The organism is Ferrimonas kyonanensis DSM 18153 (genome assembly GCF_000425405.1).
GTDB classification, from domain to species: Bacteria; Pseudomonadota; Gammaproteobacteria; order Enterobacterales; family Shewanellaceae; genus Ferrimonas; species Ferrimonas kyonanensis.
The window spans coordinates 1-15917 of the sequence record NZ_KE384369.1 but is presented as its reverse complement, the minus strand read 5'-3'; the positions used below and the strand labels follow the sequence as shown (position 1 = coordinate 15917).

The 15917-nt window shown below is 56.2% G+C and carries 13 protein-coding genes; 4 read left to right on the top strand and 9 right to left on the bottom strand.

What is annotated here, in order from left to right:
• Positions 1 to 565: 565 nt before the first annotated feature.
• Both H598_RS0121370 and H598_RS0121365 read right to left on the bottom strand, forming a co-directional pair.
• Positions 566 to 1081, bottom strand: a complete 516-nt coding sequence (locus H598_RS0121370) for a hypothetical protein (RefSeq protein WP_028114825.1) — start codon at positions 1079 to 1081, stop codon at positions 566 to 568.
• Complete coding sequence (locus H598_RS0121365; RefSeq protein ID WP_028114824.1) at positions 1074 to 1829, bottom strand: winged helix-turn-helix domain-containing protein; 756 nt, start codon at positions 1827 to 1829, stop codon at positions 1074 to 1076. Before H598_RS0121365 ends, H598_RS0121370 begins: the two co-directional genes overlap by 8 nt.
• 428 nt (positions 1830 to 2257) lie before the next feature.
• On the opposite strand from H598_RS0121365, the gene H598_RS0121360 reads away from it, so the two are divergent.
• From H598_RS0121360 to torR, 3 genes are all read left to right on the top strand, one after another.
• On the top strand, positions 2258 to 3055 hold the full coding sequence (locus H598_RS0121360) for a cytochrome c family protein (RefSeq protein WP_245595635.1): 798 nt from the start codon (positions 2258 to 2260) through the stop codon (positions 3053 to 3055).
• A 29-nt stretch (positions 3056 to 3084) separates the two neighbouring features.
• Positions 3085 to 3585, top strand: a complete 501-nt coding sequence (locus tag H598_RS25815) for a hypothetical protein (RefSeq protein ID WP_051252933.1) — start codon at positions 3085 to 3087, stop codon at positions 3583 to 3585.
• Positions 3586 to 3744: 159 nt separating this feature from the next.
• Positions 3745 to 4473: a two-component system response regulator TorR gene (torR, locus tag H598_RS0121350; RefSeq protein ID WP_028114822.1), complete on the top strand. Its 729-nt coding sequence runs from the start codon at positions 3745 to 3747 to the stop codon at positions 4471 to 4473.
• Here torR and torT read toward each other — a convergent pair.
• Complete coding sequence (torT, locus tag H598_RS25205) at positions 4443 to 5417, bottom strand: TMAO reductase system periplasmic protein TorT (RefSeq protein ID WP_084144581.1); 975 nt, start codon at positions 5415 to 5417, stop codon at positions 4443 to 4445. The genes torR and torT overlap by 31 nt on opposite strands.
• A gap of 77 nt (positions 5418 to 5494) precedes the next feature.
• Between torT and torS the strand changes: the two genes are divergently transcribed.
• Positions 5495 to 8311 carry a TMAO reductase system sensor histidine kinase/response regulator TorS gene (torS, locus tag H598_RS0121340; protein ID WP_169629331.1) on the top strand — a complete coding sequence of 939 codons (2817 nt, stop codon included), beginning with the start codon at positions 5495 to 5497 and terminating at the stop codon, positions 8309 to 8311.
• 72 nt (positions 8312 to 8383) lie between these two features.
• Here the strand turns inward: torS and H598_RS0121335 are convergent, their stop codons facing one another.
• From H598_RS0121335 to H598_RS26215, 6 genes are all read right to left on the bottom strand, one after another.
• Positions 8384 to 9034 (bottom strand): TorD/DmsD family molecular chaperone, encoded by a 651-nt coding sequence (locus H598_RS0121335; protein ID WP_035416423.1) that lies wholly within the window; start codon positions 9032 to 9034, stop codon positions 8384 to 8386.
• 69 nt (positions 9035 to 9103) lie between these two features.
• Positions 9104 to 9739 (bottom strand): DMSO/selenate family reductase complex B subunit, encoded by a 636-nt coding sequence (locus H598_RS0121330; protein ID WP_028114819.1) that lies wholly within the window; start codon positions 9737 to 9739, stop codon positions 9104 to 9106.
• A gap of 12 nt (positions 9740 to 9751) precedes the next feature.
• Positions 9752 to 12238, bottom strand: a complete 2487-nt coding sequence (locus tag H598_RS0121325; RefSeq protein WP_028114818.1) for a DMSO/selenate family reductase complex A subunit — start codon at positions 12236 to 12238, stop codon at positions 9752 to 9754.
• Between the two features lie 56 nt (positions 12239 to 12294).
• The gene (locus H598_RS0121320) at positions 12295 to 14292 is read right to left on the bottom strand and encodes an MtrB/PioB family decaheme-associated outer membrane protein (protein ID WP_028114817.1); all 1998 of its coding nucleotides are present in this window, start codon (positions 14290 to 14292) and stop codon (positions 12295 to 12297) included.
• 12 nt (positions 14293 to 14304) lie between these two features.
• Positions 14305 to 15237, bottom strand: coding sequence for a DmsE family decaheme c-type cytochrome (locus H598_RS0121315; RefSeq protein WP_035416421.1), 933 nt, complete (start codon positions 15235 to 15237; stop codon positions 14305 to 14307).
• 357 nt (positions 15238 to 15594) lie between these two features.
• The coding region (locus H598_RS26215) for an integrase core domain-containing protein (RefSeq protein ID WP_156897140.1) at positions 15595 to 15917 on the bottom strand (323 nt) is incomplete at its 5' end.

Genomic DNA, 15917 nt, shown 5'->3' with positions numbered 1-15917 from the left:
AGGAAACCATCCGTGGACCCCAATCATGGCACCGCTCGACTCCGAGAACGCGCCTCCACATTTTACGAGAAACGGCAACCTTATCGGGGTTGCCGTTTTCGTATAAGCAATCCCCAAAACTCCTCCGTCGTGCCCGCGAACGCGGGTACCCAGCGTCTTTCAGTTAAATCTGTTTCGGGGTCATAGTTCGGCTGAATCAGACGGGCAATCTGGACGCTAACGTCGACCTATAGTGACGTCGTAAACTGTCAACGTCAGCTGGACGGTGGCGGGAGACTCTGAAGTGAAAAGGGAACATTTTGTTGGCGAGAGAACTGGCCAATGGCCAGTTCGGGTCTACACTTACCAGTCCCTGTCGCAAGCGGGGCGTCGATTCACCGGTCGGGATCGGCGGGCAAGGTTTAGCAAGGAGGCCCGGTATGAAAGCCATACACTTTTTTCGTTTCTATCTGTTCTCATTCGCAATCTTGTTGTTGTTCCTGATGATGATGCCCTCCCAGGGCTGGTCATAGCAACCAAGATTGAGTGGCCCGCGATGGCCACTTTTTTTTGCCTGTCCGATGACTCAGTCTACCAATCGGCAACCGCAGACCGCGTTAGAGGGTTGGAAAAACACCGCCGCATAGCCCGCCTCATCGTTTCGCTCCAACAGACGCAAGGTCAGGTTATGGGAGCCGACGTTGGCCAGGTTGCTCTTGGCAAAGGAGTTCAGGTATTGCATGTGGGGCACCGGTGCGGCGTCGGCCTGATAGTACTCGGCGTTCACCTTATCGATGGCCATCTCAAAGATGTTCTGCTTCAGGGAGCCATCCACGATTTGTCCGGTCATGGAGATGCGGGAGTGGGCTTTGCCGTCGTGGCCAAAATAGCGGTAACTGATGCTGGCTTGATCCTGCTTGAGAACAAAGTCGGCAATCAGATAATGCTTGGCGTCTTGAGGCCCGTTACGGTCATAGAGTTCGTTACGACAGCTCAGGGTCAGGTCCGCATCCATGGTATCGCTGTAGCGATTGCTGACGAGCACCGCCACCAGCAGTAACAGCACAAACAGATTGATCATCCGAAAGTAGAATTTATTCACAAATGGATACCTGCTTCAGCCATTGGGGATTGATGAACTCCGGATCTGCTCGAAAATCACTGATCTTCATGTTGCGGATGTCGCTGTGCTCGCCATCCCCGAACAGGGTCACGTTCAGCATCTGCTGGTCGTGTGACAGTGCCAGTTTAACTTTCTTCCAAGGAGAATAGATGCAGTGGCTCAAATGCTGGGTCAGATAATCGGCATACACCTGCATCGCTTTGACGTTGGATTGGGCGCTGGTGACAATTTCAACCTCCATCTGCTGATCAAACTCATTTCGGACCTCAATCACTTTGGTGGACAGGGGAGGGGCCTGATAGCTGTGGTTGAACGACTGCAGCATCAAGGGTACCGACACCAGCACCACCGCCAGTACGCTGAGGATCTGCATGGTGCGGACTACTTTCGGGGATAACTTACTCTGGCTTGGTACGTTCAGGGGGGTGTCGTTCAAGTTGGCGACGAATTGGTAGCCCTCCTTCGGCACCGTGTGGATGCAGTTTGCGGCGGGTTCTCCCAGGGTGTGCCTCAGAGTAAAGATCGCCTTTACCACCGCCGACTCGCTGATCACCGGCGCTTCTTCTTCGCCACAACTCAAGCGATATTTGCTTAGGGTGACACCTTGATGCTCTATCAACTGCGTCAGTACCAGCAGCTCACTGCGGGTCAGGGTTTTTGTCTCACCGGTCTCCTGATGCTGCAAACAGCCGCATTCAGGTAAAAACTTGAATTGTCCCAATAACATAAAGGGTTTCTTTTACTCTTGTAATGGCAAAGACATTGTAAAAACTTAATGTAGCAAGGACAGTGATCCGTGCCAACTTCTGCCTCAGAAAGTTCGCTTGTTGCCGGAACTGTTATCGGCGTCAACAAAGGCCAATTCCCTGCCAATGTGAGCTCGCTCCCACAGATTCCCATTATTACCGCAGAGGTAATCGCTATTAATGGGGAATATGCAGCATTAATGGCTGTCATAGTGGTTGGGAAGCGCCCATCACTCCGTTTGACCATTAATTTCTTATTTAGCATTTGTAATATTAGCATTATCTAAATGCCAAAAATTACCGAGATCTCGATCACATTATCAGCGCGGTGCGGTACCTAACATTGATATCGAAGCCACTGAGAGGGCTACACACGATTTAAACCTACTAAGAGGTAATGATGATGAGTATGGACCGTAGAAACGCACTGAAAAACATTATTGGTATCACCACCTGTGCCGCTGGCGCGACCCTGGTACCTTCCTTTACTGCTCAAGCCGCCGATGCTCCGGTAATTATGCCGGGTGACAAACTGGCCTACGCCAAGCTGGATCCTATGGAAGTGGCTAAAATTGCGTACCGTGATGACGTACGCAGCAACGGCTGTATGTATCAGGTATTCCACGCCGTAGTTGAAGCGCTGGCCAACTCCAGCAGCGCCGATGCCGACAAATTTGCTGCCATTCCGACTGCGCTGTCCGTATACGGCGGCGGCGGTGTGAAAGGCCAAGGCACCATCTGTGGCAACAACAACGCCACCGGTATGTTGTACGGCATCCTGAGCATCAACGGTAACGCCCCCGCGTCTCTGAGCAAAATCTCCTCTTACTATGAGCAGGAGGCGCTGCCTCGTGACGATGACGCTTTCCTGACCGCACTGGGTGTCACTAAAGCCGATTTTGATACCAATGTTAAAGCAAAAACCGAAGCCCGCAGCCTGCTGTGCCACGCTTCTCTGACCCGTTGGTCTGAAGCGGCAAACCTGCCAATCTCTAAGAAGGGAATGCGCTGTCAGTTGTTGTCCGCCACCATCGCGTATCGCGTGGTTGAGCTGCTTAACATGGAGTTTGACGGTGAAGATTTGGGTACTGTACCTGGCTTTACTGAGGAAACCAGCGAGTGTCTGAGCTGCCACACCAAGGGTGCCACCATGCCAACCTCCGTTATGGCCGGAATGGAATGTGATACCTGTCACGGCACTAAGTAATTGATGGCGATAGCGATAGGAGAATCCCTATGAAAAAGACAGTAATCGCATTGCTGTTTGCAAACCTCACCCTGGTAGGGTGTGGAAGCGACGATAACGACAATACCCCGGTAGATCCTGTTGATCCTGTGGATCCGCCGGTAACCGAAACCATCGCCATCGGTGAAGCCGAAAGCATTAACATCGGTACCCCGTCCTTTGAAGGGGATACCGGTGAGATGACCTTCACCCTGGCGACCGATGAAGGCGTTGCCATTACCGGTCTGGATACCTTTACCATGGCCTACGTTGGCCTGATGCCGGAGAAGGACTGGACTCACATGGCGGACACCATGGGGTTGCCTGCACACGAAGCGCACAAGTTCAGTTGTGATGCCGATAACTGCAATGTCACCGTGGTTGAAGTGAAAGAAGGCTCCTACAGCCTGACTCCCACCGGTTTCTCCTGGGACGGCTCCCCGGACCGGTATAAGGCGCTGATTCACATCAGTACCGATAAGGTAGATAACGATCCAATGTGGATTGAATAATAATCATCATTGTTAGACTCGTTAGCCGGCGCTTGCGCCGGCTTTTTTGTGTCGGTAACGAAAAAGGCCAATTCTGTGTTTTACGGCCTGGGTCACTTGCAAGGGCCCGTGGCTTTAAGCAAGATCGAGGGGTGTTCATCAACAGAAGCGGTCTCGAGTATGGGTCATAATGGCCAGCGTATCCTGGTAGTGGAAGACGACCCGGTAACCCAACTTCGCCATAGCGGCTATTTTCAGCAAGCGGGCTATGAGGTGGAGGTGGCCTCGACGGCGGCCGAAATGCGACATCAGATGCAGCAAAGACCGTTTGATCTCATCCTGTTGGACGTCAATCTGCCCGATGAAGACGGCATGATGCTGACCCGGCAACTTCGTAGTGATTCCGACATCGGTATCATTCTGGTGACCGGACGCTGTGACTCGGTGGACAAAATTGTTGGTCTGGAGATGGGGGCCGATGATTACGTCACCAAACCGGTAGAGATGCGAGAGCTGTTGGTAAGGGTCAAAAACCTGTTTTGGCGCATCGCTTTGGCGGCGAAGCGCAGCGAGCCGGTTGCCAACGTGTCCCCGGCCGGCGCCCTGTCCTTTGCCGGCTGGTCGTTTCAGCCAGCCAGTCGCCAGTTATGGCGGGGTGAGCATCAGGTTAAGCTGACCCGGGCTGAGTTTGAGCTGTTGGCGGCTTTTGTTCAACACCCTCAACAGGTATTGGCCAGGGAGCGGCTGCTGGCTCTGATCTCCCACCGGGTGGATGCTCCCAACGACCGAACTGTGGACGTGTTGGTACGGCGACTTCGGGCAAAAATGGAGAAACCGGATGGCTACCCGACCCTATTTGTGACGGTGCACGGAGAGGGCTATCTGTTTGGTTCTGCAGTCACCTCGTAAACGGCCCTGAACTGGGGGTCGGACAGGCTATCGTCTATCCGTTCCTGACCGTTGTCCCGGGTTAGGCTCAAAATCTTCGGGCCAGACAGGGGCGGCAGCGACTGATTATCGGCAATGCCCACCGCGGCATCGATTGCCATCCTGCCTTGCAGTCGCATCTGATCGCTGTTCGCCATCAACACCTTGTGCCGAATCAGGCCGCGATAGACCGCGTGGGTCAGATAGGAACTGATGATCTGAGTGGTGTCGCTAAGACCGGCACTTCGCAGTTCATTGATGGCCACCTCCGCCGACACCGCACCGCCGATGATCAACTGAGGCGCCGGGTGGTCGGCCAGGTAATCGGTCAGCAGTTGCCGTTGAACCGCCACACTGTTACCGCCATAGAGGGTCGCGACGATCGCCAGTTTGTTCGGTTGCAGATGATCCAGCAGCCCCTGTTTCAGAAATTGGTTACCACCACGGCCTTCTGGACCTGGCATCAGCAGGGTGGTGACTGGAGTGTCCGAGGCAAGGTGGTCATTGATGTAGCGAGCCAGGTTTTGACCCATTTCATACCAGGACACACCAATGGTGGCGATGACACTGTCGGGCTCGACGGCATTGACTACCGCCAGGGTCGGGGTTTGCTGAAGTTGTGATCGAATCGCCGGGTCGAGGCGGTAACTGACACTGCCCAGCAGTATCACGTCGGCGCCCCATTGTTGACACTTTCGATACTGGCTCACCTGCACTCCCTGGTTGCGGTAACCGCCAGCTTCCATCACCTTCAGTGTGATCCCTTTCCGTGTTGCCTGTTCCGCCATTCCCTGGTTGACGCTCAGCCAATAGGAGTCTTTGAGGTGGGGGTATAGCGCACAGACTTTTAGCGGCTCGGCCTGCACCAGCGCGCTGGAAATTAATAAAAACGGGATCAACGCCAAGGCTCGGACAGGGGATTGCACCGGCTGTAACCTAAATTCGAGTACACTGTAATGAGTGTATCAGATATCCGTGGTTAGCTTTGATCTCTCATCGATTTTTGCCAAAGAGCTCACTGGCCAGCAAACTGCTGGTGGCGTTTCTGTTTGTGGCATCGCTGTCGGCGTTTTCAGCCTTCGTGGGTTGGATGAGCCTGTCGCAATTGAAAGACCGCCATGATGGCCTTGCCCAACGGGCGGTGCCAGTCTTGAATCTGTCCCGCAGCATTGCTGAGCAGGGGGGGCGCATCGTCCTGTCCGGGCAGTTTCTGTCCCAGGTGCAATCCGTTAAAGAGCTGGAGCGAGTAAGCCAGGCCCTGGATCGTGATTTGACGGCGTTGGCCGGTCAGTTAACCCAGCTGGAGGCCCTCAAAGGGGAGCCGGGCAATGGCAATGCCTTCCTGGGAGGCGATGAGGTGCGGCGCATACTCAACCAGTTGGTGGAGGTCGTGGGGGAGCGCATCGAATTGAACCGGCGCTTTCAACGGGAATTTGCCCGGGTGAATCAGCTGGCTCTGGATGTGGCGAACCTGGTGGATTCGCAGTTGGCCAATGCCCAAACGGCCATCGTCGCACGCAGTTTGGCGTTATATCGGCCCGGTGGCAACCTGGCGCGTGAGGTGGATGACCTGGTGGAAGTCGATCTGCTGCAACTGCGTCGAATGAACGAGCTGAAGTACGATCTGGTTCGGCTGCGTCAACAACTGGTGTTGCTGCCACAGAGCGTCGATCCCATGGCGTTGGATGGCATTGAGCGGCGCTTTAATGAGTTGCTGAGTTATCTGCCGTTGATGGTGGGGGAAGTACAGGATCCTGAGCGTCGCCAGGAGATGACCACCTTGCTGGATCAGGTGGCCAGCGGACGGGAACTGTACAGCATGCGACGTCAGCAGTTGTTGTTTGAAGATCGTATGGTATTGCTCAATGCCGACATTGAGAATGAGTTCAGTCAGCTCAATACCCGCATGGATCAACTGCTCAATCGCGCCAACCTGGCCATCAACACCGCCTCATCCCAGGCCGACGACGCCTATCGATTGTCACGGATCATGCTGGTGGTGATCGGATTGATGGCGCTGTTTATCGGGCTGCTGGTGGTGTGGAAAGTGGTGCTCAAAGATGTGGTCTACCGCATCAACTATTACACCGACGCACTGTTGCGTCTGAGCCAGGGTGAGTTGGATATCCAGGTGAGTCGCCAGGGGCAGGATGAGCTGAGTCGGCTGGCCGGTGCCATCGAGACCTTTAAAGACACCGCCAGGGCCAAAGGCAAAGCGGAAGAGGAGCTGCGGCAGCAGCATCGAGTGCTGGAGCAGACGGTGTCCGAGCGTACCGTGGAGTTGTCACTGGTGAACCAGAAACTCAGTGAACAGCTTAAGGTGGTTGCTAAGGCTCGTCGCCAGGCGGAGGAAGCCAGCCGGGCGAAAACCACATTCCTGGCCACCATCAGTCATGAAATTCGAACCCCGATGAATGGCATCCTCGGCACCGCCGAACTGCTGGATCAAAATAATCTTACCGCCGAGCAACAGCGGCAACTGGACGTCATTCGACGCTCTGGCGAGTCTCTGCTGGAGGTGATCAACGATGTATTGGACTATTCCAAAATTGAAGCCGGTCATCTGGAGTTGTGCATCAAGCCCATGGCTCTGGATGAACTGGTGCGGGAGGTCGCTGCCACCCTGTCGATGAACGCGGAAGAGAAGGGCATCGAGTTGCAGTTGCAACTGGACTGCTCATTGGCCGAAGGCTATCTGTGCGACCGAAGTAAATTTCGGCAAATTCTGGTTAATCTCATCAGTAATGCGATTAAGTTCACCGAACGGGGCCGGGTCACCGTCACCGTGGAGACATTGGGACGAGATCAGGGCAACGACCGATTGCGGTTATCGGTGGCTGACACCGGCATTGGCATTGAGGCCGATCGTCAGGGGATCATCTTTCAACCGTTCCGACAGGCCAGCCATCAACACACACCGGGCGGAACCGGGTTGGGGTTGTCGATCAGTAAGCGCATTGCCGAATTGATGCGCGGCCGCTTGAGTGTCGTCAGTGAACCGGGACAGGGCAGCACCTTTATCTTTGAGTTGACCCTGCAACGGTGTGGTGCGCCGGTGACGGCCCCTCAGGTAGCGGTGCCTGTGGCGCCGTTGACCCTGCTGGTGGTGGAAGACAACCCCACCAACCAGTTGGTCATTGCTGGCTACCTGCAGAAGCTGAAGCTGGTGTATCGAATGGCCGACGACGGCAAGCAGGCGATGCAGTTGTGCCAACAGGGGCCCTTTGACGTCGCCCTGGTGGACATCAACCTGCCAGATACGGATGGCAGTGAACTTCAGCAACATTTGCGGGATCTTCATCAGCGCCAGTTTGGCAAGGCGTTACCCTGCATCGCCATGTCGGCCCATGTATTCAGTGAACAAGTGGATCGCTTCTTGGGGGCGGGGTTTGATGCTTTCCTGGCCAAACCGTTACGCCTCGCCGCTCTGAGCCAGACTCTGGCTGGTTATGGCGCCGATGTGGTAGTGTCGACGCACCAACCGGTGGCGGAGACGGCCGACTCAAACGGCATTCTTGACAGTCACCAGTTGCAGCAGGATCTGGGCGTACTGGGCAGGGAAGTGATCAGCACCATGATTGTGCGGTTTGAGGAAGACACTCAGGCACTGTTGCAGCAACTTGGGCAGGATGGCGACTGGAGCGCCGGGTTGCACCGCCTCAAAGGGGGCGCCGGTTCACTTGGTCTGATGGCGCTGTCTCGCTGGTGTGGCCGCCACGAGCAGGCCGCGAACCAACGACAGCAATTGTTGCCGCTATTGCGTCAACAGGTTGAGAGCGGTCTGGGCGCCTTAAAGGGGTGGTTGCAGCAGCAAGGCTAACCGAGGCATTGGAAGGCGGGCGGAGCGGCGATGATGATGAAGTCGCCGTTCCGCCGCCAAAAAGGGGGAGGATTATTGAAACAGTTGCAGGGTCAATGGGGTGAGCGTCAGATCTTGACGTAACCCTTCCAGCAGGCTGCCAGTCAGCAACGCGATGGCTTGATAGTAGTCACTGCTGGCTTGTTCAAACATCAGGGTGCAAAAGCGCAATCCCCAAGGCAGCAAATGTTGCTCCAAAAAGTCCGACAGCACCTTGAGGGCAATGCCGTTCTGTTGCTTTATCTCGTCTCCCAGTAACCCGGCCACCACCGATAACATCAGTCCGATGTGATCCACCGGCTCCCTGCTTTGGGTGGAAACCAGAATGCCATGATGCTGTAAAAAGGCGGCCAGCGCTTCGGTAGAGGGGCCACACAGCAGTCGCTTTTCGTGCAGGTAGGGCGAGCCCCACGGAATGGCGGCCAGCTCGCCCGGGCCGATGAACAGGCGGGTGTAATCGCGCTTCAGGGCCGGGACCAGGGTGGCATTGTCCTGCGATAAAGCCGGTTTCAGTAGGGCCAGCGCATCGCCGCGGCTGCGGGCTTCACCTGTGGTTGGCCAGGTGTCCGAGACCTGATTGTCACGGAACTGATCCAGCAAAAACTCACTGGGTTCGAAATACAACGCGTGGTACAACACGTTTGCCTGAGCCTGGTAGTACGCCAGTTGGTCGGAATTGAGCATCACAGTCACTCTCCAGATGGGGGTTACCGGAACAGGGGAGCCAGGCTCCCCTGTGAGGGTTGGCGAGATTTACACCTCGGCCCAGTTGAGCACTTGTCCGTCCAGGCTGCCGCTGGGGCGGGCATGGCGGTTGGCTTTGATCAACAGGTTAGGGTGGGTAATGCCACTGCCAGGCAACGGCGCGATGTCCGGCTGTACGGCATCCGGATAACGGGCGCGCAACTCGTCCATGGTGCCAAAGTCCAAGGCGCGCATCGGACAGGATTCGACACACACCGGTTTGCGACCCAGCTCGATGCGCTCCACGCAACCGTCACACTTGGTCATCACCCCTTTGGCGGTATCAATTTGAGGCGCGTCGTAAGGACAGGCGCGGGCACAGCTCTCGCAGCCGATGCACACCTGCGGGTCGACCATGACCAGGCCGTCACTGCGGCGCTTATGCATGGCGCCGGTGGGGCAAGCCTTGGTACAGACCGGCTCAGAGCAGTGATTGCAGCTGATGGACGCGTAGTACGCGAACACGTTCTGAGTGGCAGTACCGTCCTCTTTTCTGGTCCACTGGCCGCCGCCAAACTCGTAGACGCGGCGGAAGTTGACTCCGACCGGCAGATCCGAGCGATCCTTACAGCTGATTTGACAGGTTTTGCAGCCGGTGCATTTGCTGGTATCGACGTAGAAGCCGTATTGTTTGTTGTCAGACATGATTAACTCCTGTTACGCCTTGTTGATCTGAACACGGATGGTGTGCTGGCCATTGCCCTTGGAAATCGGGGTCGGCCGCTGGGATGTCAGGGTGTTCAGACAGCCCCCTTTGTCGATGTTTTTACCGGCGCCCTTAAACCAGGCACCCTGGCCCAATGCGGTAACGCCGGGCATGATGCGAGGGGTCACCTTAACCGGTAACTCAATGGTGCCGCGGTCGTTAAATACCTGAACCGTGTCGCCACTGCTTAAGCCTCTCTCCTGGGCGTCGATGGGGTTCATCCAAACGGCGTCTTCCACCGCTTCACGCAACCAGGGTACGTTGTGGTAGCTGGAGTGAGCCCGGCCCTTAGTGTGGTAACCGTGCATCTGCAGCGGGTATTTAGCGGCTTTCTCGCGTTCTTCCGGAGTGTCCAGCGACTCGTAACCGTCCCAGGTTGGCACGTATTTAGGCAGGGCAGAGATGACGTCGCCTTCTTTTAGTTCCCACTTCGAGCCCAGTGTAGCGAGGCGATCCGAGTAGATCTCAATCTTGCCAGACGGGGTTTTCAGCGGGTTGGCCACCGGGTCTTTGCGGAAATCTTCCAGCACCACGTAGCTGCCGTTGGGCAGGTACTTACGGAAGATGCCCTGGGTTTTCATCTCTTCCTTAGAAGGCAGTTCCGGGGTGGCGTTTTTGGCCACGGCGTACAGTTCATCGCGCCACTGCTGCTTGGTCTTGCCTTCGGTAAATTGACCGGCAACGCCCCAGATCTCGGCGATGCCCAACGCGATGTCATAGGCGTCACGGCACTCAAACATCGGTTCCAGTGAAGAGCTCATCTGAACCAGGGTGGCGGTATCACCGGCAGCGTAGCTCTGGTTGATCAGGTCATCCTTGGTTTCCAGCCAGTTGATGTCCGGCAGCAGGATATCGGCGAACTCGGCAGACGGCGTCATCCAGTTGTCGATCACTACGATGAACTCACACTTGGACTCGTCTTTGAGCAGCGCTTCGGTTTTCTTGGTATCGGCGTGCTGGTTGATCAAGGCGTTGCCGGCGTAGTTGACGATTGCCTTGATGTTAACGCCCAGCTTGCCGTCGCCGTTGGCGTCCAGCTGATCGGCTGGCAGCTTAACGCCGTCTCGCAGAACGGTCATGTTCTCACCGTCTTCAATGGCCTGAGTGAAGGTGAAGAAGGAGATGGACTTATCAACGGTGTTGAGGTCGCCGCGGGTCGGCATGGTGGCGATCGGCAGTGACGCACCGGAACACATGGCGCCGTTGTTGGTACCCGGCAGACCGACCTGGCCCAGCAGGATAGGCAGCATGTAACAGGCGCGAATGTTGTTTTCGCCGGCGGCCTGGCGGTTCAGTGACGCGGCAATGTGGACAAACGGCGTGGTGGCATCGGCCAGATCTTTGGCCAGCTGGCGAATGTCGTCGGCGGGCACGCCACAGATGGCCGAGGCCCACTCTGGGGTTTTGGCGTTGCTGCCTGCGGTCAACGAGCCGGGCTGGGTGTTGTCCAGGATGTAGCTCTTGTAGGTGGCGTCGTAGTCCTGGCCGGCTGGCAGGGTGTGCTCGTCAAATCCCAAACAATGGCTATTAAGGAAGCTTTGATCGATCCAGTTGTTGGTGATCAATTCAAACGCCAATGCTTCCATCAGGGCGGCATCGGTGCCAGGGCGTACCGGAATCCACTGGTCTTCTTTACCCAGGGCGGAGTCGGTGTAACGTGGATCGATGATGATGGTTTTGAACTGGGTGCCATCCTGAGCGCGCTGTTTCTGCTTGTCCTGGATGATGTTGAGGTAATCGTACGACTCACCGGAGCCACTCATGCGCATCTCGGCCGGGTTATGGCCAATGAGCAGCACCAGGTCGGATTTACGCATCTCGGCGTTGGAGGAGCCCAGCCAGCCGTGGTTGGCGTCACCATAGGTGTAGTTGGCCGCCTGGTACAACTGCGCCCAGGAGTAATCGCCGTAGGCGCCCAGAGCACCACCGGTGATGTTCATCAGTCGAGCCAGACAGTTAAAACCGGCAAAGCTGTAATAGGCACCGGAATGGTAGGTAAAGTGGGTGCATTCCGGGCCATATTGACCACGTAACCGACCCAGTTCACTGGCGACGGTATTCAGAGCCTCGTCCCAGCTGATCCGTTCAAACTGGCCGCTGCCACGTGGGCCGACCCGCTTCATGGGGTACTTAAGGCGATCCGGTGCGTAGACGCGTTTACGCAGCGAGCGTCCACGCAGACAGGCACGGACCTGGTGGTTGCCGTAGTCATCTTCGACGGCGTAATCGGTTTCAATGCGAGTAATGATCCCATCGCGGCTGTAGACTTTGACCGGGCAGTTCGAACCGCAGTTGACCAGGCAGGCACTCCAGTTGAGCTTCTCCTCAACCGGGACCGTTACCGGCGGGGTGGTTTGTGCAGACTCGGAGCTGCAACCGGTCACGGCGGCTGCGGCACTCATAGCGGCGCTCATTTTTAGAAATTCGCGGCGTTCCATAGGTTAAACCCTCTTTTATTGGTGGCCGGGCAGGGTGGCTGCCCGGCTTGTGTCGCTCACAAAGAAATGGAATAGGTCAGCATCAGCTGATGGGCGTTGTAGTTATGGCTTAGATCACCCAGGGTGGTCAGGCCATTCACGGCATCGACGGCCACGTCGGTGTAGTCGGTGTCGTAATAACGTTCGTAGCGGTAGTCCAGCTTCAGGTGGCTGTGAGGCGTCAGGCGATACTGAGCAAACAGGCCCACCGAGTGGCTGTAGCTGTAGTAATCGTCGAAGCCGGTGCTGGCGGCGCCGCTGTTACGGGCATTGCTGTCGCTGTTGGCAAACAGGTAGTCGCCTCCCAGAGTCAGGGCGTCCTGCATCAGACCGGACCACTCAAAACCGCTGCCAAGGGTGATGAAACGGTCTTCGATGCGTGCGCTCCAGTCGGCCAGGCCGCCGGCCTGTGAACCGGATTGGTTGGCGTCGATCCACTGCTGACCGGCAAAGCCGTAGACGGAAAGGTGACGTTTCAGCAGATAGCTGGCATTGAGTTGGTAACCGTAATTCTTAGCATCGGTCAGGCCAATCTCGGTGTCGGTGTAATCGTCGTTGGCGTAGTGCAGTGACAGATCCATCGACAGGGCACTGCTGGGTTGGTGGCGCAGGCTCAGGGTGGTTTCCAATCGATCCCGGTCGGCCAGGTAATACTTGCGCATCAACTCGTTTTGTTCCGTTGAGGTCACGGAGTTTGCCTGGTAGCGGCTACCGTCGCGCTGGCTGAGTCCGCTCTCAAACTCGATGCGCCAGTGTTCCAGCGCGGTGACCTTGATGCCGGCGCGAATGCCGTGTTCCTCGGTAGTTTCCCGGTCTGAGTGAGAACGCTCATCCCGGTCATATCGGTACTCGGCGTCGAATCGGTAGCCTTTTGCGACACGATATTGCGCCGCCAGTTTAGCGTCGCTTGAGGTGCGATCCAGCAGCACATTCTCCGACACAATCCCGGTCACGGTGTTGAAGTCGTACTGGGCGAACTCAAACACCGAACTCTGGTTATCGCGGTCGCTGTATTTGGCGCTGGCTTGCAGTTTCAGGGCATCACCAACGACGGTGGTGTAGCGCCCACTGGCATCCAGAGTATCGATTTGTCCGTCCCAACTTTGGATAGGGCTCTGAGCGGCGTTGACCAAGGCGTCATCCTGAATCAGGCGGCCACTGCTGATTCGACCGTCAAACTGGCCCAAGGACGACCGTGCATTGCCCGACAGCGTCAGCTGATGGGATTCATTGTCCGGATCCATGGCCATCAGGCTGCCAAAGGTCTGGTGATAGATCTCATTGAGGTGGTTGCGGTACACCGAGCCTTGATAATCCAGTGCTGCCAGCCAGTGACCGCCTTCAAGCTGTGCTCCGGCGGCAAAGGTGTCGGTAGTGCTGTCGACCCGCTTGGCCAGGTTAACCGGGCTTGGCGTGACCACTGAACTGCGCTGATGACCGGTTTTGTCTTCGGTTCGGTAGTTCACATAGGTGCTGATGGGCAATCCTGCCAGCGGTTGGCTGGCGGAGACGCCGACGCCAATCTGTTCCCGTTTGATCCCCAGGGTGGTAGGAAATGGCTGTGCTGCCGGGGTCAACTGATCGTTACCATAGTGATACTGACTCATCGCCTGATCGCTGTCGACCTGCGCCAGTTGACGATAGTTGACGGTCAATTGATAGCGGTCGTCTTTGCTTAACCGGGCATCGAAGTCGCCATGCTCCAACCCAAGATCATGGGCGGTGGCGCTGAGGCGCCAGCCATTATCACTGGCCAGCCTGGCGCGGCCGCCGACGGCGGCTACGGTGCCACTGTCATCACTGCCCAGCGCATTTTGTGCGTGGGCGTCATCGATGTCGGCGTAGCCGGCACTCAGATTCAGTTGGCCGTGATTTTTCGTCGGTGAAACGCAGCGCTTACACTGCCATTGGCTGGTGTTAACTCGGTCGGTATTGGCGTTGGCGAGGCCAAAGTCCACCGCCAGAGCCGGTGTGCTGGCGGCGATGATCGCCAGAGTAATCAGGTTGTATTTCATCGTCCTTTCCTCTTAGCGCTGCAGCGCCTTGCCTTGGGGGTGATTCGAGCCGTGGATCTGGCTATGACAATTCAGGCAGCTGCCACCCGCATTGAAGGCGTTGTCGCCGCCGGGAGCATAAGGGCGTGAGGCGTGAACATTGCCACTGTGGCACTGCTGACACAGCAGTGGTGCCCGCGCCTTGAGTAGGTTGTCGTTGACGCTGCCATGAGGGCTGTGACAGTTGGCGCAGTTGTCCATCACCGGAGCGTGTTCCCACAATTTCGGTCCTCGCTTCTCGGCGTGGCATTGGTAACAGGTATCGTTCAGCGTGACCTGAGTCAGGTCGGCGTCACTCTGACTGCCGTGGGGGTTATGACAGTCACTGCATTGCATCTGATCCCATTTCATTGGGTGGCTGGAGCGCTGATGCATCTCGGCTTTCTGCTGACTGTGGCAGTCGGTGCAGACGCCATTTTGTTGTTGTTTGTCGAGGATTGGGTCGTGACCGGTATGAACCTGGTGACAGCTGGCACAGGCCACCTGTTCCAGGTTATGACTGCTGGCGTGCCAACTCATGCGCGGGCTGTCCTGGTGACAGCTGAGGCAAACGCTGTTTTGAGCTTCGGTGGTGGCCAGGGCTTGGGGGCCAAAATCCAACATTGGCTCTTTACCACCGCGATTGTGTTTGCCCTGAGGGCCATGACAGGCTTCGCACTGCAGGCCGGCCATGGGGCTGTTGCCTTGCAAAGAGCCGTGTACACCATCAAACAGTGCCATCACGGTGTCATTTTTCTTGTGGCACATCAGGCAACTGTCGGCGCCTTTTTTGGAGTAGTTACCCTGTTCAAACTTGTTGACCAGGGTATCCATGATCTGCTGTTGGCTCTGGGTGCTCCAGGGCACAGCACTCGTGCCCAGGGAGGTGCCGGAGATCAGCAATGCGACTAGCAGACGATTTTTCATCTGGTTCACTCTCATGTCAGCGTATTGGTGGTCAAACCCAAAATGGGACAAGACCTTAGTTATTCAGGAGTGGACAGAATAAAAAGTTGATATGAATAAGTTGGGTGGGGATATGAACAGGCCGCCTGAAGTTGTGAAAAAATATGAACAGCAGCGCCGATACTGTGATTGGCGCCAAAGTTTTACCGCCAAAATCGGGGGGAAATGGGGAGAGGAATGTTAAAAATCGTGAGCTACCTCAATAGGGGTAGCGGAACTTTTTTTGCGGCCCTTGAGCAGCCGACACGGTGATTGAGAGTCATTCTCGATAGGGGGCTGGGTAACACACTGATGGCATTTTAAACGGAAGTGTAGTGGTCAACAAATTCCGGACACTGCTTTAAGCCGATTTTCGGCAGTTACTGGCGACAGGCCATCATTTGCCTGATGTGGCCGTTGCCGGTTGTAGTAATCCATCAGGTAATAGCTGATGTCTTTTCTTGCCTGGTTCATCGTTAAATAGCCAGTTACTGGCACCCACTCTGTCTTCAGGCTTCTAAATAGTCTTTCCATTGGTGCATTATCCCAGCAGTTGCCACGCCGGCTCATGCTCTGCGCCATTCGGTAACACCACAGCCTCTGTCGGAACTTACGGCTGCCATACTGACAGCCTTGGTCTGAGTGGAACATAACGTCAGCCG